The sequence below is a fragment of the Pseudomonas sp. TUM25319 genome, from assembly GCF_056388475.1.
Map to the genome: position 1 here is coordinate 44,351 of NZ_JBWJFH010000002.1, position 24,529 is coordinate 68,879.

Genomic DNA, 24,529 nt, shown 5'->3' on the forward strand with positions numbered 1-24,529 from the left:
ATGCCGACCGCTTGTGGCCAGCTTTTTTTTGCACGGAGGTTGGGCGGTGGTGTTTCTTCAGCGCGTCGGTTTGTAGCCCTCACAACCTCGGCTGGCTGCGCGTTTGCGTTGGCGCGCAAAGCTACGGCCTGAGCGTACGGCACTGAGGCTTTTAGCCATCAAGGCCAGCACATTGCTCAGCCCCTGAGCACAGTGCCGCACCAGCAGCTCGACCAGGGTATTTTTGAGCCGTGACACGCCTTGGGTGAAGTTGACTTTCCATCGCAGCTTGCGACCTTTGTGGCGCTGTTCGATGACCGGCTGTAGCAGGTGCTGCATCAACAGCGCCAGGTTCTTCAACAGTTGAGCGGCATGAAAGTCCTGCTTTACAGCAGTCACGCTGCGGCCGCTGAAGTTGTCCAGCGTCAGGGTTTGTTTGAGGCGACGGAAGTCGGTTTCGATGCCCCAGCGGCGGTGGTAAAGCTCGGCAAACACCTCAGCGGGAAAGGCTTCTCGATCCAGCAACGAGGTCAGCAATACCTCGCTTTCGCCGTTGGCCAACTCGACCCGGATCAGTCTCAGCTCGATCTGGCTGGCAGGATCAACGCCAGCCTCGGAGCAGAACAGACGTGCTTCAGGATGGTTGGCCACGAAAAGCTGTGTGTCTTCAACTTGGCCAGAGTATAGAAACGCTTTGACCTGGGCGTTATAGCCACAGGGCAGGCGCATCAGAAAGTGCCGCTGTTGCTGCGCGAACAGCGCGAATAACCAGTGCCCAGGGTAACCACGGTCAAACAGCGTCAGGCTGTCAGCCGGCAGGTGCTCAAGGTGCAGATGGGCACAGTCGCGCTCGCCGACGGTCAGGGGCACGATCAGGCTATGCAGGGTTTGACCGTCAGCGACTTCGTAGAGTGTGGACAAGCGAGCCATGGGAAAGCCAGAGTGACTGCCAAAGAAGGTCGCCATGGTCGACTCCAGGGGTAAATGCACGGTCGAGCCATCCACCGCGAGCACCCTCAGCCCACGCCACTTCTGACGCAGCCCGAAGCAGTCAATTTGTTGCTGCAGGAGGTGATTGAGACTTTCAAATACCTCGGGGTTGAGCTTTTTGCGCGCTTTGCAGAAGGCCTGCGCAGTGACCATTTGCGTCTCAGTCGACGCCTGATTGAGTACGCGATAGAACTGATCGAGTTCGGTTTGCAGGGCCGTGCGCGGCTGATTGAGCAGGAACAGGACGAGGTTCTTGAAGGTGAGCTGGCGTCGGCGGGTAAAGTCTTGAGGATTCTGGCGGTGGGCGGCGATGAAGGCGGGACAATCGAGCGGACTGGTTATTTTTTGTACAATTTTCAAACCAGGGCTTGGCTGGCGGTGTCAAGCGATGCGGTATAGGTAGTCAAAAGGGCTTCTCCCATGCACTGATTTGAGCGCTAATTATATGATATTTATGGATAATTTCCAAAGTTGATGACATTGGGGCCAGCCCCACACGGGACTCACCCCGCACGGATTTTTAGTAGATTGCTTTGGGATCGGCCCAGCCTGACAGCATCGGGCCAACTCTGTTACAGCTGTGCACAAGCAATGCGAATAAAGCGATCGACGAGTTCGCTTTGCTCCGCGGCACTTTGTGCATGAAATCGCAGGTTCCAGTGTGTTGCAGCGTACTTCCGCACCTCGGACAGCTCACCGATGTAGATCGCGCTGGCCGGCAACTTTACAGTCAGGGTAATTTCGCCACCACTGTCATCCTGCAGATCACAGGTTTCCAGTTTCATGTTCTCCGGAACCAGCTTGAGCTCACGAATTAAGCGCTCGGCGCCGTCATACGTTGCTTGATCCGGAATGCCGTACTTGCTCGCATCCGGGTGAGCTACATGAATCAGACGAACCGGTGAACCTGAAAGCTGTCCTCGATCCACCAACACCCGCTTCCCACTGGCAAGCACTGCCCCGCCGTACTGGGGACCATTCTGGATGTCGAGACTTTCGACTTCGATGATCACCTCCACTGTGCAGCCCGAGAGAGGAACTTCGCCCTCTTCCGGAATCACGTCGTAGGTGACCAGTGCCGACTCCAACTCATCCAGGACAGAACCCATGGGCTGCCCAGATCGGTTCAGGAGTACAGCTTGTGCGGCATGGTCGACAATGTCGGATACTCCCGCTGCAGCCAGGGCCAACGACCGTTGAGTATATGGGTCACCATGACGATCAAAGATCGACAGGGAAACTTTAACCGACGGCGGAGTCACCATGGTCCAATCGTCACGAAACGCGTTTGCCAGCTCAGAGAGGGCTTGCACCTTCTCTGCGTCGACCACGGTCAACGCACCACAACAGCCGGTGGCATCGGCGGAGTTGATCAGATCAAAGGCCCGATTGACGAACTCATGGAGGGCGTCAGGCAGTCTTTTCAGTGGGTCTGGAACAGTTATCCCATGAGCAGCTGCAGACGCATAGAGGGATTGCAGGTTCTGGGTAATAAGCATGGTTTAATCTCCAGGTCGGAGTGAGGCCATACCCCCCGAATGGGGGTATGAAGCCCCACGGGGTTGTGCGTGCTGAGAAATCAGCTTCAGAGCGCCGGAACAGTCCGGTGCAAAGAATCTTCAAACGATAGAGCTGGTCTCTATCGTTTGAAGACTCAAGCCAAGGCCGCCTAAAGGCGGCCCTGGATGAGGGTATTACGCTTGTGGTTTGTCAGGCCCACGCGAAAGGACGCGTGCAACCCAAGTGTTTCGACGCACCGTCTTTTTCTCGACTGTGTACGAATTGTCCGGCTGCTTAACTTTCACCTCCACCTCGACCGGCTGCTTACCAATACACTTCAGAAGGACACGATCGCCCTTCTTGACCTTGTGTTGGTTAACGACCCGTTCGAGATCGATGCCCCAGACATACTCGTTCCGTCCAAGCCGCACCAGGTACGACATTGACTGGTCTTTATCGAACTTGTAGTGGTAGTGGCCGAACTGAGACACGACCCCTTCCTTCGCTCTGGACCAGTCGATGTCGGTGTCGTCGGCTAGAACCTCCGCCGGCAACTCCGCAGGACTGGCTTCCATGGGCAGATCACTGTAATACCCAGGTGGAACCTCCTCGAAAGAAGGGTCCAGCTGTAGCCCGTGCACACCATCCAGGTATGGAGCAGACTCCAGGCCGTATTCACCGCAGTCGCTGATAGACGCCAACGGCGCATCATCGAACACTTGATGACTTGCATGTGTTTCCAGATCCCCGGCGGGGTGGAACTGCACACGTGGCGCTGGTGGCATCTCGTAATTACATACAGGTTCAAACAACTGTGCCGGGAAGGATCGAATCGACTCACTCCCTGCCTGCCTGAACAGTGCCAAACGCTTAAGGAAATCGCTCCGGCGTTCTCGCTCAAACTGGGCCAAGCTTGCGGCCTGGTCCATGATGTCGTGCTTTGAGCGAGGGCACTCCGACGCCCTGTATGGGTAGAGCTCGACCATTGGTTGAGCGATTTTCTGTTGAGTGTAATAGCGCATGTTGCCTCCAGCGTGTGAGGGAGGCACCACCCGCTAGGGAGGTACCGCCCCAGCGGTTAAATTATCTCAAACACCAGGATTTCTTAGCCCTGGCGATCATAATCTCCCCTTGTAGGGGGAGGACTTGTTATTCAGCAACCTGCAGCTGACCAAGCACCCCTTGCCGGCGGCACAGATCGATCAAGCTCTCACGGAACCTCTCGCAGTCGACACCAGCTGCGCTGATGCACACCTTGAAAGAGAACGGCGAAAGCACTTCACTCATGACCCATGCCCAGCGGTCCTTCTGAGTGCTGAGTGCGGCACGGTTGTCCAAGAAGACACTGCAGGCCTCAAACAGCAATTTCTCCCTGAGAACGTCGATATCGTCATCGGTCCACACAACAGGACCAAGCTCTTCCTCCGGTAAAGCCAGAAGGTCGAATATGGAAAACTGTTGAACCTCGCCGGCGCTGATCGATTGTTGACGACGCGCCCGGCGGACTTTCTTGACGAGATGTTCAGGAAGTTCAGCGTGAGAGAGCTCAGCGAACGACATGGCTAATTGCATTGGTATACCTCCAGGTGGAAGGAGGTACGCCACCCCGAGGGGGTGAGATACCCCCTGTGGGTTGATTCCGCGTTATGCGGCTTGTGTCAGAACCTGTTGCACCAGGCTGTTCAGCGCGTTGCGCAATTCAGCCAGGTCACTCAGGAACTTCCATTTGTCGGCGCCAAAGATCTGCTGGAGACTCGCCATGTTCGCTTTCCCGAAGGCTATTGCGAACACATCGATACCAGTTGCCTTGCAGCGGTCGACCATAACTTTTGCCTGCTCGGGGCTGTCCGGATCGCCGTCGGTGATAACGATCATCACCTTCCGCTCCCCTTTTGCCTTGAGAAGATCACCTGCAGCAGGCCAGATGGCGTTAGCCAACGGCGTACTGCCAGTTTCGGTCAAGCCGAATCGCCCTTCCTGGATGGCACCCACCAGTCGCTGATCGTGCCGCTTCAGTACCCCCACCGCGGTGCCACGACCATCATTGCGTGGAAAAACCATTGCACCGGTGGAAACACCGGGAATGCCTTCCAATGCAGTCAGAATCGCCACGGTAGCCTCTTCAGCAATCTGCATTGCGGTCCTTGCCTTCTGGTTAGCAGCGCCAGGGCTTATTTGAGACCCGGAAACTTTCGATCCCATAGATCCAGAGCCATCGAGAAGCAGCTCGATTGCAGCGTTTGTCCTCTGCACAGGTTCTTGTCGCCGGAATATCCGGTTTTCCCCAACCCGAACCTGCGCCAAGCGCGAGGAGTCGATCTTGCTACCCGTACGACGCAAGCTTACGCGTGCATCGCGCGACCCTTGGATCAGTCCGTTAAGAACCTGGCGCAGCCCCATAGAGGCAAGCTGTCCGTTTTTAACAACGACCGAACCCTGCAGGCTGGACCCAATCGCACCCTTCACCACCGAAGCAGGTGTAGGGGTAGTGCGGTCAATTGCCGTGCTGATCAGTTTTGCTGCTTCGCTGCCGAGGTCCGAATGGGCATTGGCGAGGTCCACATCTGACGCAGAAAGAATCTTCTGCTTCAAACCATCCCCCACTCCCTTACCTGACGAAGCTCCAGCGGACTGAGGATCACCATCACCCGATTCATCGGGATCAAGATCACCACCACTGCCGGAGCCTACATCAGGGTTAGAGGTATCAGTGCCACCGGTGTTTCCATCGGGAGAACTGTCATCTGCACCATTGGCTGTTGAGTTTTGGGGCTGGTCACCCTGACCAGGTGAACTATCCCCTTGACCAGGATTTGGTGATGGCTGGTTTGGGTTCTGATTTTGTTTGTCATCCGGCTCCTCCTCATCCAGAACATTCAGGATGCGGTGAGTCAGTTGATAAACAGCTTCAGTGTCAGGGAGGCCAACTACCTGGCTGAGCAGACCAAAAATCTTGGTGCTGCGGCCGGGGCCAAACACTTCCCGCATCTTCAGCATGAGGTTGTCGGCTTCACGCTGGATTGGCTGATTGAGCAGTTTCGCCCTCCCCACCATTAAGCAGCCGTTTAGCAGAAGAACCGCTTCAGAAAATCCAGAAAGATCGCGGTCACCACCCAGGACTTCCTTGGCTGTCACTGACAGCGGTTGGATCGTGGAAAAGTGATCCGCCATCATCCGTTTCTCGATACGAACATCTTCAAGCATGTTCATGAAGCGGACCACAAACGGCTGCTCGAGAGCCGCCTTGTCGTAGACCGACGAGTCGGAGTACTTGATGTGCGCCGATTCGTGAGCTGTGAAGCCCAGTGCCACATTGAGCATTACCGGCGACGGTTCAAGCATCGGCATGTAGATAATATTGTCCTTGGTGCACGGCTGATCGCCGCCCCAGACAACTTTGACGCCCAAGTCATCGCAGTAATAGCGCGCGATGATCGGGAAAGCATTGTGAAGAGAATTTTTCATGGTGCTGCCTCCAGGTGAGTATGGAGACACACCAACCCCGAGGGGGCTGGTGTGCCCCCGAGGGGTTGGTATTACATGCAGAACTCGATACCGCCACCTTGCTGCTTAACCACTGGCGCCACATAGTGGGCCACGGGCAAAGCGCTGGTTACAGCAACGGGCTCAGCTTGAACAGCACTGGACTGGATTTGGTTCGCCAAGGCCGACAACTCACCAATGCTCATCTCGCCCTCGAGGGCGCTATCAGTCATCAGTTCACTGAGGGTGACACCAGAATCGGCCGGTAGGACAACCGCGGAACCAGAGCTTGCCAGCTGGCTTGCGCTAGCCAGGTCAAACGCTGTTTCTTCATCATCGATCAGTTCCGGCTCCGCCGACGTGGCTGCAACCTGGAGGGTCGCGTCCACATCCACAACTTGCTGAACAGAAACCTGCGGCGAAGACTGGACGTCAACTGCGGTCTTCGAGAAGACCTCAGCCATTTTAAGAATTTTGGTCTCGTCGGACAGGTTCATGATCAAAGCCATCAGATCTTGAAACTGCGAACCCTCGTAGGGACCATTTTTCGGTAGCTTACCGATCACAGACATCATGTAATCAGCTACGTCCTGCACCTTGGGGTTCAGGAACGCCAGCGAGCTGAGTTTCTTGTGCATCTTGAGCATGGCACTGACAGCTTTGCGGCTGACCGAACCCTTACCGACAAAGCTGTTATCAAGAAGATCTTCAGCTGCATCGGCAATTTCCCGGAACAGCTGCCCCGACAAGCCCTGCACCTCATTCTCCAACCCCTTGGACAGGGCGGCATCTGAAGCATCAGGTACCACCCTGCAGAGGGTGAAGCGGAAGCCAAGGCGTTGCTCCACGACAGCCTTGGGAGTGATGGCATTCTCAATCGCTTTGCGCCATTGAGCGTTGTTTTTCCACTTGTCAGTCCAGTCTTTGCAGATCTGATCGTACTTGCCGATGAAGATCTGTATTTGCTGCAAAAACAGCTGGCGGATGTCCTCCAGTTCAGAAGCTACCGCTGGCGCCACATCGTTTGGGAGACCATAGCCGCCCATGAAGCGAACACCGTTGGATTCGAGCAACCGAATTGCACGACGTTTCAGCCGATCGAACTCTTTGATCTCATCCGGATCGGTGATCCGCTTGCTGCCCAAGGAAGCAAGCTCCGAAGGCGGCAAGTTGAGATCCAGGCCCAGGTCTTCAGCGCGTAATTTCTTGCGACCAGACCAGATACTGACATTCAGATCCACCAGCAAAAGCTTGCTGAGGATTTGAGTTTCTTGAACGAGATTAGAATTTTGCATGACGCACCTCCGGGTTGAGGAGGCGGTCTGCCCCAAATGGGGAAGGACGCCCCCATTGGGTTTAGGTAGAAATGCTGCGGATTTGAGTGAGCAGCTATCACTTATCGCAGGTTGCTCACATGAGCAACACTGAGAACCTGTTTTGCTATAGCCCGACTATAGCAAAGCAGGCTCGAAGGCGGGAGCCAGTGGCTCCCGCAATCTCACCAATCAAACACAGGTAGTTCATCCAACACCATGGCATCACCTTCAAATGCCAAGTACATGACTCCCTGGGCCGGATCAAGGCACCATTCAAGTATCGCCCGAAGCTCAGCTGATGCGCCTCTCTCAACCATCGAGTTGACAGTGAGATCGCCGATCACGATCACGTACCCATACCGCGCCCCAAGTACAACTGGAACGAAGATGTCAGTCGTGACTGTTTGCTGGTGCTCGAGCACAAGCAGTTTCAGCAACTGGTCGTCATCCTTCCGAATGTGACAGGTGCTCAGCTCTACAGTCTTGACGAGCGCTTGCGACAAATCCATGTTGGAACTCCGATTGGGACGGAGCTCGTCCCTAACGGGACGTGCCCCGTTAGGGTTGGAGACAGAACGACCCAGCTTCAAAAGCATTCGCAAGAGAAGAAAGGTCCAAGGGCTTGGGCAGAACACCCAGGTCAACCAAAATCGCGACCCCTGATTTGTACTGCACCGGATCCAACTCACGCATCAGGAAAGCATCACATTCCTTGGCGTTGGTCAGGGACATGAAATCACCGCTTTCACCTGCAAGGTGTATCAGCGGCGCAGGAGTGTTGACCGCACCAAGGTTGACACACACAGCCGCCAGCAAAAGACACTTTTCAAAATCCTCGGTGGGTTTCAGCTCGCCAGAAGCGAGCGATCCATCGAGTTGCTCAGCAAGCGACTGCAGTGACATAGAAAGCCCCAACGAGGCAGCTGCAGAGTCAAGACTCTGCAGTGCTTGCCGAATGGGCTCCCGTTCTGCCTTCTCAACGGCGCACGAGAAAAAGATGCTCATGGTTATGCCAGCACCGGGTCGGCGCCCCAGACGGGACCGAACGCGTCCTTGGCAATGGTATGAACCACCACACGCATCGCTTTGTCTGCACGGTTGGTGAGTGCTTCACGCAGCGCCTGCCCCATCGTGGATGGGAAGGCTGCTTGAGCAGAGGCGCTTCCACTATAAGTGGAACCGATACGCGCCCAACGCACCAGAGAGCGCGTAGAGAACGTAATCGTCAGGCCTGCCTGACCAGGCATGAGTTCCATCTCCGGATTGCCAATGTATTGCTTACGCACTTCGTTGGCGATGTCGACCATTTTTTCAAGAATGACCGAGTCTACCCCGGGCATCGCTGAAGTCAGGATCTGCATCTCTTCCAGCTTGCTCAAGTAAGGAACCTCAAGCATCCGGTACCGGTCCCAGGTCGCGATGTTCTGGGTCATGGTCCCGCCATGCAGGCCATGCTCATCTCCCTGACCACGGGTGTTACTCGTGATGACGAGGCGGAAGTTCGGGTGAGGGTAGATGATTTCGCCGCCGTTCTCTGCAAGCACCAACGCGCCGCCTTCCAGCACCGCGTTAAGACCTGCAAACACCGCTGGATCGAGAACATCAGCCTCGTCCAAGACGAAAATCGCACCCTCCCGCATTGCTTTGGCCAATGGGCCATAGCGGAATACGGTTCTTTGATCGCCAGTAGCTGGATCACACTCGAGAGCCATCGACCCAACCAGCTCCGGGATTTCCATCCTGGAGTGAGCATTCACCTTGCGAAACGGCCAGTTGAGCCGAGCTGCAATCTGCTCGAGCAAGGACGTCTTACCGGAACCGGTAGGGCCAACGAGTGACAGAGCATCCCCACCTGGTGAGTAGAGGAAGTTCATTACCGGCATACGCAGGTGAGTGCGGAAGAAGTAATGAGGATTGATCGATGGAACCAGTTCCATCAATACGTGACCAGAAGGGAAGCCGGGAGCCAGTACTTGCGCCTCCGCACCTACACAGCCAAACAGACTCATCGGGATAATTTTTTCAAAATTCATGGTGCGACTCCAAAAAGAAGAGGCACCACTCCCCTACTGGGGAATAGATGCCCCAGAGGGTTTTAAGGTTTGCTGTTAGAACGAACAGCTGCGTTATCGCTCCATGCCGCATGGCGAGGAACAAATTCAGAAAACTCTGGTAAGTGCTGGCTTACCGCAGATTTCTGGAGAGAGAAACAGAGGGCCGATTGGCCCTCAATTCCTATACGCAAAATGCCTGAGTACCTCCGTCCAGGTCAACTGTTTCGGCCTCGAAAAGATGCGCTAATGTCGCGTCCGAAAGTGGTGTGTCAGGATCGATCGTCATGCGAGTACGCTCAGACGCTGCCGCGCGAAACGCTCCCAACTGACTCTCTGAAAAGTCCGGGTGAAGGCTCGCAAAAAGATCCTTCCACCGCACATTGCCTGCCTGCTGGTACCGACAGATACGAACGCCTTCCGCCTCAGCTAGCATATGCTCCCCCATGAGGGAGACCAGACCTTTCTGAACCCCTTCCTTCCTCGACTTCAACAGCGCCAACTCGGCCTCAAGCTCACTGACACGACGGTCAATGCTCCGGGCCTCGGCTGCATGCTTGACCCAATCCGCAAGTTTCTCACCCTCAGGGATGAAGAAATCGCGAAGGGGATCCTTCTCTGGTGCTGTATCAGAGACAACCAACGCCCAGAACTGGAGTGCCGCCCTGGTGATCAGTTTGATCGCCGGCTCGCTACGAAGAATCTCGAAAACGATCGGCACCTGCCGGGTGTGGTAGAAAAGCAGAAAGCCTTTCTCCGCCCCCGATACAGCCATCTGATGCTGAACCTGCCACCAGTAAAGCTTGTAGTGCGATGACAGCTCGCCCTGGTTCCTCACCTCATCAAAATTTGTGTCCGAAAGGACCTTCACTTCAACAGGGCGATTCTCCCCGTCCACACCATCAAAGCTTGCCCGGAGAACCGGGTGCGTAGACGATTGGCCACAGAGTGGGAGCAGGACGGTATCGTAGCGATCTTGAAACCAGGCGATCGCGTGCGGTTCGAGCATGATAGCCAGGCGAACCTGGGGGATCATTGAAATGTCGATAGAGGCAACCCTACCGGTCATTTCCGCCCACAAACGCCACCGTGTCTTCTCGGGATGATGTCCCAGTATGACAGCGGTGGACGTTGCCGATATTCCTTGGTTTCGCCAGGTATGCCACTGGGGGCTCCTTTGGCGCAAGTTTATGACGTTCATCATGCCTCCGGGTGAGGAGGGACCTGCCCCCAAAAGGGGCAAGGCCCCCTTTAGGGTTAGGTTTGATCATCAAGCAGACTTCTGGCGTTGCGCTTCGTACTCCGACTGCCCCTTGCGGAACAGCTTTTGAGCACGTTCCAGCAGTTCGCCTTTCAGCTGCGCTTTGGCCCAGTCAAATGCACTGTCCCATGCACCGTTGCGCATCGAACGATCGTGCACTTGCTGGATTCTCTTGATGAGCGTCTCGTTAACGTCGCGGCCAGCCGATCGATCATTGGCCGAACCTTCGGTTTGAATCGGCCCCTGGTTACGAGGCTGATCTTGATGATGGTCGTGCCCCCCTCTCGCCGGCGCCGACTCATCGCTTGGCTGAGACTGCCCCATTGGAGTTGGCTCATTTTCGTATAGAGCGCCCCCATGCAGGTTCACTACAGTGCCCTGGGAGGCCACCGAAGGACCATTCATCTCACGCGAAGCGGTGTCCAGCGTAACGGCTCCACCCATGAATCCTTCACCGCCTTCCTCGTTGAGGTAGGAAATGACGTTATCCAGGACAGGGCTTGTCATTGGCCAGTACTTCCGAGCCACTTTGATGCCCGTCTTGATCGCCATGGCGTCAAAGTGGGTATCCCAGGGGCCCTTCTTTTTGCTCGGGTCAGTGTTAGCCCAGGCGCTCGACAACTGACGAGCGGCGTACACGTCTTCAGCGCTGACTGGATGAACCAGAAGCTTACCGATCGACAGATAGGCCTTGACGTAAACGCCACGAAACTCGCCACGTTGATGCTTCGCGAGGAAAGGGTCGTAAATGTGCACTGGCTCGTCGTTGGCACCGTTGTAGCTGAAGGTGTCATGACTGTACACAGAGCACGCAACCACCAGGTCCACGGCTCGACTGTCGGTAGCAATCTTCATCAACCCCCGGTAGGAGATATCCGCGATCACCTTCCCTTCCCGCGGCACAAGGTAGGCCAACCCCATTGCTGGGTTCAGCGTCAAACCAGAGGATGCGATCTGCTGCATCGCCAAGGCGAAGCTGGGTTTATTGTTCATCGCAACGGACGCTAGATACGAATTGCCGAGCATCGCCTGGTAGGCATACAGCGCCTCCTGGGCAAAGGTAATTCGACTGTTCGTACCCGCGACAATGCTCGCAAATTCCTGCTCCGTGCTTCTGACCAGCTGCGTGATCTGTTCAGGCGCGACGCCGGGTTGCCGATTAGAAACTTGTTTGCCATTAGCCATTTCAACCTCCAGGTATGAGAGGCGGAGGCAAACCCCAAACGGGATTTGCGCCCCGCGTGGGTATTTCAGTTAAGAGTCATGGCTATCCACAATAGCCATATCTACGTCGCTTCCTAGAAAAATTCGTCGTTAGAAAAGTCAAGCGAATCGTCAGGCTCCATTGGTGATGGATCCGGCACCGGACGCTGCTGTGGTGCTTGCTGAGGGCGTGGTGATTGTTGGCGCGGAGCAGGATTGCCGCGGCCCGAAGGCTGCGAGTTATCCTGATTTTGAGGCCGACCACCGAGCAATTGCATGGTGCCTTGTGTATCAACAATGATCTCCGTGGTGTACCGCTTGATACCGTCCTTTTCCCACTCACGGGTCTGCAGCTTGCCTTCGATGTAAACCTGAGCACCCTTACGCAGGTACTCACCGGCGATCTCGGCAACCTTGCCGAACATCGAAACACGGTGCCATTCGGTACGCTCGACCTTCTGGCCCGTCTGCTTGTCAGTCCACTGTTCGCTCGTTGCCAAGCTTAGGTTTGTTACCGCATTGCCGTTGGGCAAGTAGCGGACTTCAGGATCTTGGCCACAGGTGCCAACGATGATTACTTTGTTTACGCCACGAGCCATGTCATTCACTCCACATAGATTCGGGGCGCACCTCCCCTGTGGGGTTGAGTGCCCCTGGGGGGTTGTAAGGGATGCTGGGAAAGGCAGTCCAGCTACTGCATCCGAAGGTCAACAATGACCATCAGAAGTTCAGGAATGGGGTTCAGAAGATTCTTTTCAGTAGGCTTAGTGCAAGGCCACTGAAAAGAAGCTTCAAGGGGGAGTCAACTCCCCCCTGCTATCTGTTGAATTTACATCGAGATCCCGATTTCCGCGGTTTCGGGAAGAATCCTGTTGTGTACGGCCCACCGCTTCACGTAGCGGATGTCCATCACCTCAGGAGTCACTGTCTGGGCGATATTGTCAGGCACACGTACCGTCTGACCGCCTAGCAGTAGCTCTTGTAGTTCCATTAGATAGAACGCTTGTGTTGGATAATGCATGGAGGGTTCCTCGCCAGGTGGTCCACCAAAGCACTCGACCAGAGGGCTTTGGTGGACCACCTGACGGGGCGGCCCTTGCAGCACTGCCCACTCAACGAGTGGGCAGTCCATCAGCTCAAAAGCTCAACTTGATGTTGAGCCGCTCGAACGTCGGCTTGTCATATTCCGAATAATCGATCGATTTCGGAAGCCGGTTAGTGCGGGTGGCGCCACGCAATGCGAGGCAGTCCTGGGCACTAAGCCCAAGCGAAGCAGTTGCTGCTTTTGCATGCGCGGCCCGGGAAGGCGACGCAGGCAGATCATCCACTTTCTCGTTACCAAGCTTCGGATCCTGGCGAGGAACGACTTTCTTGGAACGAGTCAGGTAGAAGTAGAAGACAACACACAAGAGAATGAGCAACACGATAGGGGCGTTATTCATTTGCTCTCCTCCACGCCAGTCATTACATGGCCGGCGAACGAAGTGAAAGCATGAGCGGTGTCAGGGGACAGGACCATGGCGATCCGCGCGAGGGCGGAAAGAATGGTTGAGACAAATGCAGTTTTCATGGAGGCCTCCAAAAGAAAGAGGAACCCCCACCCCAGAGGGATAGAAGCCCCTCTGGGTATGATCACAACCGCGAATCGTGATCTATTGAGTGCTGGGTAAAGTGCCCAGCTTCACATAACCCCAGCAGGTAGAACCCGCCAGGACAACACTCAAGCACATGCTTGGGTGGTGATTAGGTTCGAGCATAACTGCCCTTTCCTTGAGAGTAAAGCGACCCGAATAGCTTCTGACCCCGTCATAGGGTCAGATTCAACCTACCTGGTGCGTGCCAAGGAATATTGTTAAAGCTCCCCAACCCACAGGATCCCTGCAATGGCAAACGGACACGACTTCAAACCGAAAGGCACCTTTTCCAACGCGACTCTCGAGTCGACTTACACCCTCTGCACTGAACAAGCCCAGCGTGTACACCGGCGGTGTTTCGAAGGTGCAGCCCGCGCCCTCTTCACCGTGGACGTGGTCGCCAGGGCAATGTCGCAGTCGAACAAGGCTTTCGACTACAACGAGGTCATCACGGCTGTCGAAACCATGATGGTGAATCTGGAAGCAGACATCATCAAAGAGCGCGATCGCTACACCCACATGATCAATGCTGCGGGGCAAGAAGGTGTGGTCGCACGGTTCGACAACGCCCAAGAATTCAAATTCACGGTATCGACGCCGGCCATCATGCGATTCGCGCAGATCATCCAGGCGTTTGACCAGATGCTGGTCCAGGCCCAAACAGCCTGGCTGCTCTGCATTCTGCCGTCGGACAAAAACAGTCTGGTAGCAAACGAGCGTATGCGCCAGGTGATGAAGGTGATCCGCAAACTGCAAACCATGGCCACGGATGCCCGCAAGAAAGCCCGCAAGGAGCCGACCGCATCCGACATCGCGGAAACCCTCGGTGACGCCGCGGAAGAAACCGAAATCGACGCGTCGACGACCAGGGCGGTTGTGGAAGAAGAAGAGCAAGCAGCATAGCTCAAAGCACAAAATGAAAAGGCGCCTCGATGGCGCCTTTCTTTTTACTGGCTGAATTTACCCCTTAGCTTGTCTTCAGCCTCTTTTCGAGAGGCGCCGAAGTCGTGGTCCTCGAGGCGGGTCTCATTACGCTCAAGCGTATTTTCCCGATCGCCGCTGATGTTCAGTGCGGCGCCAGAGCCCGTCAGATTCTCCAGTGTTGACTTTGAAACCGTCGGGTAGAAGTTAGTTACCTGAAGCAGCCCAATCCATTCTGAAATGTCGATCTTGGACCAGTCGAGCTTACTGAGGTCCTCGACCTCCAAACCCTCGCAGGATGGATTCTCTGCCTCACCCCAGCTTTTCCCCAACTGAGGCCTCGCTTGCTCCTGGACTATTCGCCCAAGTGGAGAGTTGAAGCAGCAGTAGGCTTCACGCTTTTCAATGCAGCCAAATGCCGACTTCGACGCGCAGTAGCTACCGACAAAGTGACAGACCTGAGTCTCTTTTTTGGCACCAAGTTCGAACTCCTTCGGTTCGCACTCATAGATGATCTGGACCAGGATATTGGCGATCTGGTAGACCAGATAGGCAATCATCACCACCGACACCACGGACGCAAGGCTGGAGGCCCAAGTCGCGTTGGCAGCAGGTGTCACCGCTCCTGTAGCAGCATCCGTCGTAGCATAAGCAACATCGCTGGCGCCGTTGGCTGCAAATCCACTGGCGAAGACCATGTTCGCAGCGGCCGGCCCAAACGTCTGCGCCGTCCAGTTCGCGGCATAGTTCATCATCTGCTGCTTGAAAGCACCGATGACGCCAAGCTGGGCAGCATTGGTGATGGCAGCGTTAGTCGCGCCGGCTGCACTCCAAGCAGCATCCCAACCGCTGGAAACCAATGTTTTACTAAAGGCCCAGGCACTCTCAAGGGTTGGGGCATAATCGATGATACCGACCTTCTCGCTCAGCTGGATCGTGTTGTAGACGAGGGACACATAGTCCATGACCGAGATCCCATCTGGCGCCTCACAACAATCCACCCACCCACCGACGGCCTTCTTACATTCCATCGCTTCGCCTTTCCAAACCTTGCAGGTGTGGTTGGAAGTCGTGCCTGTGGGGTCATCGCCACAGTCAAGATCATGCTCAGCAAATTGAGCTATCTGAAGCGCTGCCGCTGCATAAGCGAATTCGGTGGACTTCTCATCTACCGGATTGAAACACTCTGTACCCAGGCAACGCACTGGTCCATCGCACTGATAGGAGGAACTGGTTTCAGTCGCAGGGACTTCTACATCATATCCGCAGTCCCATACCTCCTCAGTCACATAACACTGGCCAGAGCTTCCAGTCGCACCAGAAACGCATTTCTGTGAAATAAAGCCACACGCCTTATCAGCCTCAAACTTTTGGCAAGAGTTTAGATTGATGCCACCTTTAACGCACTCACCTTCCACCTTCAGGTTAAGTGCAAGCTTGTCAAAACCCGTTACTGGAGCCGGGAGCATAGCATTATACATTTCGTCGCCAGGGCAAACTTGAATACCGTTAAGTGGCAGGCAACCCGAAGTAACGCCCTTTGTAATCGTGACACTGCCACCAGCAGCACACTGTCCGCTCTGAATCTTATTGGCAGCATCGATACAGAATTGTGGACCGTAGCTCTCAGCATTAATCCGGACAACCTTAAACCTGAACTCATGGGCATAGAATGAACCAGTGGTACCACTTCCAGTGTCCTGGATATCGGCGACCATCTTCAATCCGTTCTCACATGTAGGCATCTGGACAATATTCACAGAATCAGACACCAGCGTATTCGGAGCGAATTTGTGCCCATTCCAAATGCCAATTGAAGATACGGCAATTTTCTGTGGGAGTGACTTCCCACTAGGTCCACCTTTACAAATCGCATCAAAAGTGACTTTATCAATTGAGCTATCCGAGCGCAGTTCACTCGTAGTATTGGTGAAGGAGTTTGCTAGAAAATCAACAACGACACGGTTATTTTCACCCGCTCCAGGCTTATCCTCAACGGCAACCTTCGCGGCAAATGGAACCTCAATAACGTTAAGATTATGAGTGACAGAACATATATTGTCAGAGTTTACTGGGCACTGCTGCTGACCCTGTGCATCGGTGTAACAATCCATTTGACCTTTGTAAAAATTGCATTGGCTATCAATTGTCACTTCTTGGCACAGCGGGGAGACGCCTGGTACCGGTGAGCTTTCAAAGGAGCTCTCACAAACAGAGACACCATTAATAACTGCGCAGCCGTCCTCTGACACTGCAGGCATCTTGGTGCACACGAAATTACCTTGGCACGCGCCATCCTTTATGCCGGTAAGCGCGTCCAAGGCTTCTTGCGGGTACCACTTATCCTCACTAATGACTTTGGTCGGGTCATAGTGGACGCGCATTTTGGCATACGCCTCACCGGCCCCAGAGACAGACGCTCGAATTTTGAATTGGAGAACGCCCTTTTTCTTCAGAATGGAGGTCATATCAACATTGGGGCTTGCTGACCAGTCTGTAGAAAGCTCACATTGCCCGGCTGTTTCAGGTGGGAAGTTTTCGTTCGGCCCAGACCAAACCTTCGTACCACCAACCCACACCTGCATGTAGTCATCCCACTTAGCATAGACAAGCTTTGCATCGATGATGGCTTCAGGCTTGATTACTTCGAATTCCATTTGGTTCTCATAAACCTGGCAATAGCCGAACCAATAGTTGTCACCAACCTCGCCCAGCCAAATATCTATACAGCCAGACCCACAGGACTGAATATTTGTTGGACCGGAGGTATACTTAATCACTCCCGCAAGGTAATCGTGCTTCAAAACAAAATTCCCTGAGCGATCTGTAACGCGCTCACAGGTTTTCATTTCCGAAACATGCTTGGTCATTGTGGTATTTTTGACATCAACGATCTGCTTACAATCAGAGAACTCTTTATTGAAAACGTCTTGATTGTCGATAGCCTTGTCAGTATTTGTCCACAATGGGTCATTGGCAAGGTTTGGACGAGTTAGCGTAGAAGAGCCTTTCAATAGTCGATAAGCATCTCCGCTCATGGAATTTTCACTCCCGAGCGCCGTGTTCTCTTTTGTTCCCGCACTCAGCGTGCCCTGATCGTCGCCATAGAGATTAGTGAGGTCTTCATTACCTGTGTTCTGCCCAGCCCCTGGGAACAATTCAGATAGGTTGATGGACTGCTTATCCGCCCCGGAGCCGTAGGTGATTGCCGTATCTGAAACCGATGGTGGCGTCCAGGCTGACATCGCTTCTTGCGCAGTAGCATTACCAGAAGAAGCAGAGGCTGCGATGTTATCGGCCCAAGCGGGCAGGAAAGATGAGTAGGTGTAAAACAGAAGCGTAAGCGCCGCTGTTGTTCTGCCAGCCATGTTCATTGACAACCTCACAAAGTATTGCAGCAGTCGTTCCAGCGGAACAGCATGTACAAGGCATCCTCACCTACTTGAGGAATAACCCGGCCCTCGCCCCCCTGCCATGTCAATGGGTGGGAGCCTATCCAATGACTGCGCTTAGCTTCGGCGCGTGGATAGAACATTGAGATCTTGTACTGAGACTTTGGAACTGTAGGAAATATTGATCCTCGACAGATTGTCTGGTCTCCCATAGTCAAATGCGCAAGACCGCGGCGGTGCTGCGTAGCAAGAGTACGGGTCGCCAAAAGAGACGTCGTTCGACCGAAATCGTTGGGTAGTGCGGTCCCGGCCATCGGGTAGATTTCACCCCAAGTGCCTGCGCACCACCACAAAGATGACAATGGCTCCTGACCAATTACACCGAGTGCAGCATCAGCGGTACACGCAGCCTGGGCCAATGGGTTAGCAACAGCAGCCGCCTCTGGGTTAACAAAGAACGCCAGTTCATCATTGGTCCAAGTAGGATCAATTTCCGAAAGTTGGATAATGTCGAAGTCCGCGTACCCATCCGGAGAGCAGCGTTTAGGCATGTACATTTCGAGAATCGAAAGAAGGGGAAATGCATAGTAATGGACGTTGTAGAACGACATTCTTTCTTTGGTAATTGAATTACCTGCTGTGGCGTCCGAGAGCGTGCCCCAGAGTCGCTTATCCCCGATTGGCAAAGTCACCCCACCGAGCGCCAAAGAACACCCAGGCTTACGCACTACCTCTATAAGTCGCGCCGGCTCCCACATGGAGTTGACAATGCCCGGCATGAATATTCCCAGTTTGTCCTCGCACATGCAGAGACTTTTGCTTGAAGCCCCGAACGGTGCCTCGCCAGGAGTGATACTTACTCCAGCAATGCGGATTGGGAAGAGACAAGCCCAACAAACATCTGTGAACAGTTTTGCACTGAATAATTCAGCATTTGGACATGAAAGAGAGTCAGTCACAGTCTCATCAGCCCGCCCCAAAGGCGAAAGCAAAAGGGCTGATAGAAGGACGAAAATCAAAACACTATTTCTCATGACTTGACCTTAACTCAACGACGCGCACAGTGTAAGAGGTTCCGCTTGAAGGATAATCGGCATGGATACTGCAAAACCCTGTACGGCAGCAGAGTTTAAGGGCTTAAGTAAACCACCTAACAGTTGAGTCGACTCCAGCTTTTCTAGAATCAACCCTATATTATTGGCTGCGCAGTAGTCCCTTGCCTTAATTACCCAGTCAAAATTGCTACTATCCCAAACCGCAGGTAGATCAACTTTGCAGAAATCCCAAGGGTAGGAAGTCAAACGGTTAAAGTTCGAGCAATCTTTGCCATAGTCGTCTACCGCCAACATAAGCCCGTGACTTCTAATAAGATCTAAGCTGCGATTTAATTCCAGACCTTCAGCATTGAAGGTCTCCGAAACCTCGACACACACCTTTACCCCAGATCGAACAGTCTTAACTAAAGTCTCGCAAACGATATTCAAGTGCGCTGTGTCTGCTAGTGTGTGTGCACTGAGGTTCACGAAGGCCACACCAACACCGTTGAGCACATTCGAATGCTCAACCAAGAGCTCCGCTACTGAGTGGTCCAATTCGATCCAGGACAGAGGTTCGCAGTCCTTCATGAACGCCCCAGGCCCCACCCATGAGGTACCCTCGGATTGACGCGCGAGTACCTCATGCCCAAGTATTGAGCCATTAGGTAGGTGGATTGCCTGCAGCGCAATTGCTTTCATTTGAGGCCCCCTGCTGGGAATTCTTCAATGTAGAAATTTGTTACATCAGCTGTGACAACCGACGGCACGTAATCTATGGAGAATCGCGTACGAACGTCGTCTTGGAGCAGATATACAGCCCGACCAATCTGGTCCTGGACAGTAGTAAATCCATCCCACCCAAGCGCTCTATCAACTCTAGTGAGAATCACAACCACGTTTTGGTGATTAGCGTTCTTCTCAACTTCAGCTTTTGCGAGTGCAACTTGAAGTGGATCAACAGGGTCAATGATTACAAGACGCTGAGTAAACGGACGAATAGACAGGGGGTTGATCTGGTCTCCAGCCTTGTGGATTACTGATCCGTCAGTCGCCGTCATATCTTCAGGTACAGTTACGGTCGGATTTAGCTTTCTCACTCTATGTACAGTCGCTGTGGGCAGATCAACAAACATCTGTTTATCCCAGAACCTCTTTGTCGCTTTATCTTTCAGCTCGTTGAAATCAAGTTTTGCCAAACGATCTTTCAGTACTTCAATCAGGTCTCGCTCAGAAATAACTTCCGTCGGGCCTATGGATCCGAGATCAGGTTTCTTACGCACGCTGAATTCATTGTCTGCAGCCAAAATTGACGTTGTACCGCCAACAATGTAAGTAGAATTTCCGTTCTCAAGTTTCCTGATTTGAGGTACTACAGTTACACCCGCCTCGCTGAAAACTACAGGGTTGATCAGTACCGGAGTATCCGACTTCGTTTCTAACGCCAGCTTCTGTAGTTTCGACAGTGCTTGTGGAAAGGGCATCCCTTCAGGAATGCCGCGGAACACGAGCTCAACCGACTTATTTCCGTTGTAGCGTAAGAGTATGTCCTTGACTTCCTGCTCGCCCAGTGACCAGGACACAAATATCTGGTAGATCACCTTCCGGCCGTCAACTGCAGCTTGCACGTCTGGTCCTGGCGACAGTGGAGTGGAATCTTTGACGAAGGCGAAGTCCTCGTGTTTCAGCGTGAAGTCAACCTGTTGGTCGGTTTTTCTCTTGATTTGATTCAGCTCAGCAGAAAATTGCTCAATTGCAGCCTTTTCCTGCTCAGCGAAATTAAAATCGGCAAGGCAAGCTGCAGAAGGAATCATAATTAACATTAAGAGTGCAAATACCCGACTCACCATAACGGGTATGCCTTACCGATCACGTCACTTTCGCTAACATAGCCCCAGTAGCGCGAATCGAAACTATCCTCAGAAGTCCCCATGAACCAGTACTTGTGCCCTGGTACAATTTCATCCCGAACATAACGCTGCTCAGGCATTCCAAGTTTTTCAGACAGCTGAAGACCTACGCCCTGCTCCTTACCGTTGATCAATACTCGCGTGCCGTTTACTGCTACTCGATCACCAGCAACACCGCGGGCGTACTTGATAATGGTGGTACCATTTTTAAAGAATGGCTCCATCTGAGTGGACTTAAATGCATAGATACTGTCCCTTTCGACCGCTGTATTTTGCTTGTCGATGATAAACACTCGCCAATCAAGGCAAGTGTTCTTCTGCGGATCAACACCGATGGCGAAGCGCGTGGTTACGTAGAGACTGCCCGCCACCATTACCATGGTAAGCGGTAATGCGCGCACCAAAAATCGTACGTGCTTATTCATCATGAGCATTCTCTACCATCTGATCCTTGTCCACCGGCGATGGCACTTCCAGATCAGGCGGATAGGCCGCCAGGGCGCGTGAGTCGACTACGACAAATCCAGCGGCAGCCAGTTTGGTGGCTGAGGCGTTCAACCTTGCATATGCCGCCTCGGTCTTCTCTGGAGATTCCAGCTTGGATTTTGATGCAACCACATCGTAGTTCATCACGGCGACGGGTGTGCCAAACTCATCTGCATAGAAGCGGTCCTTTACCGTTACCACTCCAACTGCGATTACCAAGGAAACCACAGCATTGACCAGAATGACTTTCAAAGTGCCACCTCACGATCCCGCATTACACAGTTAATGGCCTCGGCAGTGTTCTTACCCTGCCCGATGTAGAAGTTGATATCGCTCACATCTTTCGGCGTGGTTGAATACAAAAGTTTTGAGAAGTTATCCACGGTCAGGCGACCAACACCGGAGCCCTGCTCTGTTTGGAAGAAAATCTCAGAGTATTGCCCGCGAATTGTGTGGACGGATTTCAGAATACTGAACCCTCCTTCACTGAGCGCCAGCTTACCTTCACGTTTGATCATATTGATCGCGTCGGGTTTTTGCCCCAACAGGAACGTGTTAGCGGAGTTTTCAGCAATGGCCCTGCCTGTTGGACTGGCGTAGAGATCGTTGACGGACTGGGTGATAGTGATTGCTGCACCGTTGTACTTACGGAACCGGCGATAGCCGTGCTCGATAAACTTCGCGACATCCCCCTCAGTCAACAATGACCATGCTTCGTCGATCACTACGATTTTCTTACGGTCCCGGTCACCCAGGAACATCGCTTGTTGAATTTGGTAGATCAACTGGAGCAAAACCACTTGCTGCAAGTGCTTACGCCCTTTCAGCTCCTCCAGTTCCAAGACGGTAAATGGATTTTTGAAGTCAACGTTGTTTTTCCCGTTGAAGTACTTGCCGTACATGCCTTTCGAAGTGAACGGGAAAAGCTGCTTTCCGATGTCGACAATTCGAGAGTCGGTATCCTTAAGAAGTGACTTCTCGACATCGTCTACGACCATCTGTTTGCCCTTCTCCTCCCAGACCATGGCGCAGTGCTGGCGTAAGCCTGCAATTTGAAGGTCGATAAGAGGTTGAGTAGGTGCCGCCATGGCGCAAAGGAGCCCAATCAGGACGTCCTCTTCATCCTGGTAGACGTGAATCAATTCGAACGGGTTCAGGCAGATGTTGGACTCTGGTGTGAACTCGATGAAATCGCCCCCAAATGCTTTGGACAGCTTTTCATACGAACGACCAACGTCAATCACCCACACCTGAGCGCCGGCGGACTCGTACGCAGTGATCAGGTAGTTCGTCAGGAATGACTTGCCGCTACCCGATTGCGCGGCCACTGTTGCGTTGTAGTTCGTCTCCGAGTCGAACAGGCAATACGACATCAACTGCCCGTTGCGCGATACGAACTGCATGATTGGCGATCCGGTCCCTTTCCAATCTCCATATATTGGGAGCAGTGGCAGCGCATGAGTGATCGCCATTGTCTTGTAGCGATATGTTTCGTCGATGGCTTTACGATCAGCGCCGAATGGCAGCGCGTTGAGAAACAGCGGCAATACGAAGTATTTATCTTCGAGCATCGTGAACTGGCGAATCCCCAAATAGTTACGGGCTTCAGACGTGGCCCGAACCAGTCGATCACGATCGTTGGCGAAGATCACAACGGTCATATTGCACTTTACAGCCGCCTCGCCCTCTTCGAGTTCTTTGAACAGGTCATCCATACCCTGTTTTTTTGCACCCAACTTCGGCACAAACTTCAGCAACGGCCCGTAGGCCTGGTTATTCGCCCACTGCCGTTTGGTGTTTAGTTTGTCTTTCGCTGCTTGTTGCTCTGGGAAGAATACGGTGAAACTGATCAGGCAGTTCTCGCGAATCCCATTTGCACCTGTGAGCAAATCTCCCAGGTACCATGCTGCAGCACCTTGCAGGGTATGGCGGGGAAACTTCTTAACGCTCAAGGTCTTGACCAAAGTCTCACCGATTCTCAGGTGATCACTGAAAACCTCCACAGTTCGATCGTAATCGAGAATCTGGCATTTCAGCGGCTTGTCGTCTTCCGCCTCAGCCTGCATGCGATCGCGCCAGGAAGCGTTCTCCCCCTGGTTTAAGATCGATGACATGATCTCCAGGTAGAGGTGATTGGTCAGAGGCTGGGGAGCAAATCCGATGCTTTTAAATGTCGAGTCGAACTGCGCCCGCAGTTCAGACATTGTTTGAATTTCCTTATCAGACGGCAGTACGTCGTCGATCGGCATCACGACGGTGATAAGAACGTGAATTTCACGAACCTTGATCCCCGAGTAGTCATCAATCGGCTTCAAGGTACCGTTAACCAGATAGCTGGCCCGGCTCTTGATTGCCTGGTGCGCAATGTTGTCTTCGCAGCCCAGGCGCATCCGGAGCATGCTGTTGACCTGGTTGTTGATATTCTGGGATGGGAATAGGTTGAAGTTGATCGTTGTTCCCGCAGGCCAAGCCTGCTTGAGAACAGATTTCAGCTGATCACCTTCTTTACCGTCACTCCCGGGCAGGGGACGGCACAAGAACGAAAAGCCTATTGAATTGTCGTCCAAGGCGAAGTAGTACTTTTCGTCATCATAAGCGACCACACTCATCAAGTCGGCAAGTGGGTAGTTAGCTTTGGCGTGGATTTGGGCAGTCATTTATTTCGCCCCTGCCAACCAGTTCGACAGCGTTCCTTTTTCGTACCCGTGTTTGATGAGTCCATCGTCCCGGATCATGAAAGGCACCCCCTTCACGCCGAACATTTGAGCGGAGATGATTCGCTTGCCGATTGGCGATGTATCGCAGTCGTTTCCACGCTGAGGAACTACCTGCGGCTTGCTTTTACCCGTCACTACGCTGAAGGCTTCTTCCTTGTCCTTCGCACACAAAAGGCTACGGACAATTTTGGCGCTGTTGTCGCCCAGAGCTGGGACCTCGACAATTTTGAAACTGTAACCCTCGACTTTCTGCAAGTCAGATATCAACTGGGCGCAGCTTGGACAGAGAGGATCGGTAAATACAACGACGGTCCGCGAACCTGTTCCAACGGTAAAGGGGACCAGGTCTTCAATGTTGAACTTAAGCTTCTTGAGGTCGATGTATTTGGATGCTTGTTCGGCTTCAGCCAGAGTTGTCACTTCTTGCTGCGTCCAGGTGTCGTACATTGAGCCGCGAAACACGAAACGTCCGTTGTCGCTGACGAAGGCCAGCTTTCCGTTCTTGACCGCCGCGATCATCCCGTTGATTGGCATCGGTGCGGTCTGATTATGCTGGCTGTCAGCCTGGTCGGCTGCTGAAGCGATTGCTGCCGTGCACGCCAAGAGGGCAAAAAAGATTCTTCTGAACATGAGGACACCTCGATATCGATGT

Annotated in this window: 24 protein-coding genes; 1 reads left to right on the forward strand and 23 read right to left on the reverse strand. The window is 53.4% G+C overall.

What is annotated here, in order from left to right; translation table 11 throughout:
- Window positions 1-57 precede the first annotated feature (57 nt).
- The 15 genes from AC05QJ_RS31625 to AC05QJ_RS31695 form a co-directional block, all read right to left on the reverse strand.
- Entirely contained in the window at window positions 58-1,329 is a 1,272-nt protein-coding gene (locus AC05QJ_RS31625) for an IS4-like element ISPa1635 family transposase (RefSeq protein WP_023082049.1), read from the reverse strand.
- 212 nt (window positions 1,330-1,541) lie between these two features.
- On the reverse strand, window positions 1,542-2,468 hold the full coding sequence (locus AC05QJ_RS31630; RefSeq protein WP_476748197.1) for a hypothetical protein: 927 nt from the start codon (window positions 2,466-2,468) through the stop codon (window positions 1,542-1,544).
- A gap of 195 nt (window positions 2,469-2,663) precedes the next feature.
- Window positions 2,664-3,491, reverse strand: a complete 828-nt coding sequence (locus tag AC05QJ_RS31635; protein WP_476748198.1) for a hypothetical protein — start codon at window positions 3,489-3,491, stop codon at window positions 2,664-2,666.
- Window positions 3,492-3,618: 127 nt separating this feature from the next.
- Window positions 3,619-4,041, reverse strand: coding sequence for a hypothetical protein (locus AC05QJ_RS31640; RefSeq protein WP_476748199.1), 423 nt, complete (start codon window positions 4,039-4,041; stop codon window positions 3,619-3,621).
- Window positions 4,042-4,113: 72 nt separating this feature from the next.
- Window positions 4,114-5,934 (reverse strand): VWA domain-containing protein, encoded by a 1,821-nt coding sequence (locus AC05QJ_RS31645; protein WP_476748200.1) that lies wholly within the window; start codon window positions 5,932-5,934, stop codon window positions 4,114-4,116.
- Window positions 5,935-6,005: 71 nt separating this feature from the next.
- On the reverse strand, window positions 6,006-7,247 hold the full coding sequence (locus tag AC05QJ_RS31650; protein ID WP_476748201.1) for a DUF3150 domain-containing protein: 1,242 nt from the start codon (window positions 7,245-7,247) through the stop codon (window positions 6,006-6,008).
- Between the two features lie 203 nt (window positions 7,248-7,450).
- Entirely contained in the window at window positions 7,451-7,777 is a 327-nt protein-coding gene (locus AC05QJ_RS31655) for a DUF5983 family protein (protein ID WP_476748202.1), read from the reverse strand.
- Window positions 7,778-7,826: 49 nt separating this feature from the next.
- Window positions 7,827-8,273: a hypothetical protein gene (locus tag AC05QJ_RS31660; protein ID WP_476748203.1), complete on the reverse strand. Its 447-nt coding sequence runs from the start codon at window positions 8,271-8,273 to the stop codon at window positions 7,827-7,829.
- Window positions 8,274-8,275: 2 nt separating this feature from the next.
- On the reverse strand, window positions 8,276-9,301 hold the full coding sequence (locus AC05QJ_RS31665) for an AAA family ATPase (protein WP_476748204.1): 1,026 nt from the start codon (window positions 9,299-9,301) through the stop codon (window positions 8,276-8,278).
- A gap of 202 nt (window positions 9,302-9,503) precedes the next feature.
- Complete coding sequence (locus tag AC05QJ_RS31670; RefSeq protein WP_476748205.1) at window positions 9,504-10,523, reverse strand: lambda-exonuclease family protein; 1,020 nt, start codon at window positions 10,521-10,523, stop codon at window positions 9,504-9,506.
- Window positions 10,524-10,589: 66 nt separating this feature from the next.
- Window positions 10,590-11,765 carry a recombinase RecT gene (locus AC05QJ_RS31675; protein WP_476748206.1) on the reverse strand — a complete coding sequence of 392 codons (1,176 nt, stop codon included), beginning with the start codon at window positions 11,763-11,765 and terminating at the stop codon, window positions 10,590-10,592.
- Between the two features lie 113 nt (window positions 11,766-11,878).
- A complete protein-coding gene (locus AC05QJ_RS31680; protein WP_476748207.1) occupies window positions 11,879-12,382 on the reverse strand; it encodes a single-stranded DNA-binding protein in 504 nt (167 codons plus the stop codon).
- Between the two features lie 230 nt (window positions 12,383-12,612).
- Window positions 12,613-12,804: a hypothetical protein gene (locus AC05QJ_RS31685; protein WP_476748209.1), complete on the reverse strand. Its 192-nt coding sequence runs from the start codon at window positions 12,802-12,804 to the stop codon at window positions 12,613-12,615.
- Window positions 12,805-12,919: 115 nt separating this feature from the next.
- Window positions 12,920-13,225 (reverse strand): hypothetical protein, encoded by a 306-nt coding sequence (locus tag AC05QJ_RS31690; RefSeq protein WP_476748210.1) that lies wholly within the window; start codon window positions 13,223-13,225, stop codon window positions 12,920-12,922.
- The gene (locus AC05QJ_RS31695) at window positions 13,222-13,353 is read right to left on the reverse strand and encodes a hypothetical protein (RefSeq protein ID WP_476748211.1); all 132 of its coding nucleotides are present in this window, start codon (window positions 13,351-13,353) and stop codon (window positions 13,222-13,224) included. Before AC05QJ_RS31695 ends, AC05QJ_RS31690 begins: the two co-directional genes overlap by 4 nt.
- A 313-nt stretch (window positions 13,354-13,666) precedes the next feature.
- On the opposite strand from AC05QJ_RS31695, the gene AC05QJ_RS31700 reads away from it, so the two are divergent.
- Window positions 13,667-14,320: a hypothetical protein gene (locus AC05QJ_RS31700; RefSeq protein WP_476748212.1), complete on the forward strand. Its 654-nt coding sequence runs from the start codon at window positions 13,667-13,669 to the stop codon at window positions 14,318-14,320.
- 44 nt (window positions 14,321-14,364) lie between these two features.
- Here AC05QJ_RS31700 and traN read toward each other — a convergent pair whose 3' ends face one another.
- The 8 genes from traN to AC05QJ_RS31740 are packed head-to-tail and all read right to left on the reverse strand — an operon-like array spanning window position 14,365 to window position 24,507.
- Window positions 14,365-17,706: a conjugal transfer protein TraN gene (traN, locus tag AC05QJ_RS31705; RefSeq protein WP_476748213.1), complete on the reverse strand. Its 3,342-nt coding sequence runs from the start codon at window positions 17,704-17,706 to the stop codon at window positions 14,365-14,367.
- 14 nt (window positions 17,707-17,720) lie between these two features.
- Window positions 17,721-18,764, reverse strand: coding sequence for a TraU family protein (locus tag AC05QJ_RS31710; protein WP_476748214.1), 1,044 nt, complete (start codon window positions 18,762-18,764; stop codon window positions 17,721-17,723).
- 9 nt (window positions 18,765-18,773) lie between these two features.
- A complete protein-coding gene (locus AC05QJ_RS31715; RefSeq protein ID WP_476748215.1) occupies window positions 18,774-19,466 on the reverse strand; it encodes an EAL domain-containing protein in 693 nt (230 codons plus the stop codon).
- Window positions 19,463-20,614, reverse strand: a complete 1,152-nt coding sequence (locus tag AC05QJ_RS31720; protein WP_476748216.1) for a TrbC family F-type conjugative pilus assembly protein — start codon at window positions 20,612-20,614, stop codon at window positions 19,463-19,465. Before AC05QJ_RS31720 ends, AC05QJ_RS31715 begins: the two co-directional genes overlap by 4 nt.
- The gene (gene lepB, locus AC05QJ_RS31725) at window positions 20,608-21,099 is read right to left on the reverse strand and encodes a signal peptidase I (RefSeq protein WP_476748217.1); all 492 of its coding nucleotides are present in this window, start codon (window positions 21,097-21,099) and stop codon (window positions 20,608-20,610) included. Before lepB ends, AC05QJ_RS31720 begins: the two co-directional genes overlap by 7 nt.
- A complete protein-coding gene (locus tag AC05QJ_RS31730; RefSeq protein WP_476748218.1) occupies window positions 21,092-21,412 on the reverse strand; it encodes a hypothetical protein in 321 nt (106 codons plus the stop codon). Before AC05QJ_RS31730 ends, lepB begins: the two co-directional genes overlap by 8 nt.
- Window positions 21,409-23,817, reverse strand: coding sequence for a type IV secretion system protein TraC (gene traC, locus AC05QJ_RS31735; protein WP_476748219.1), 2,409 nt, complete (start codon window positions 23,815-23,817; stop codon window positions 21,409-21,411). The genes AC05QJ_RS31730 and traC overlap by 4 nt, the downstream gene beginning before the upstream one ends.
- On the reverse strand, window positions 23,818-24,507 hold the full coding sequence (locus AC05QJ_RS31740) for a DsbC family protein (protein ID WP_476748220.1): 690 nt from the start codon (window positions 24,505-24,507) through the stop codon (window positions 23,818-23,820). It lies immediately after the preceding gene.
- Between the last annotated feature and the right edge of the window lie 22 nt (window positions 24,508-24,529).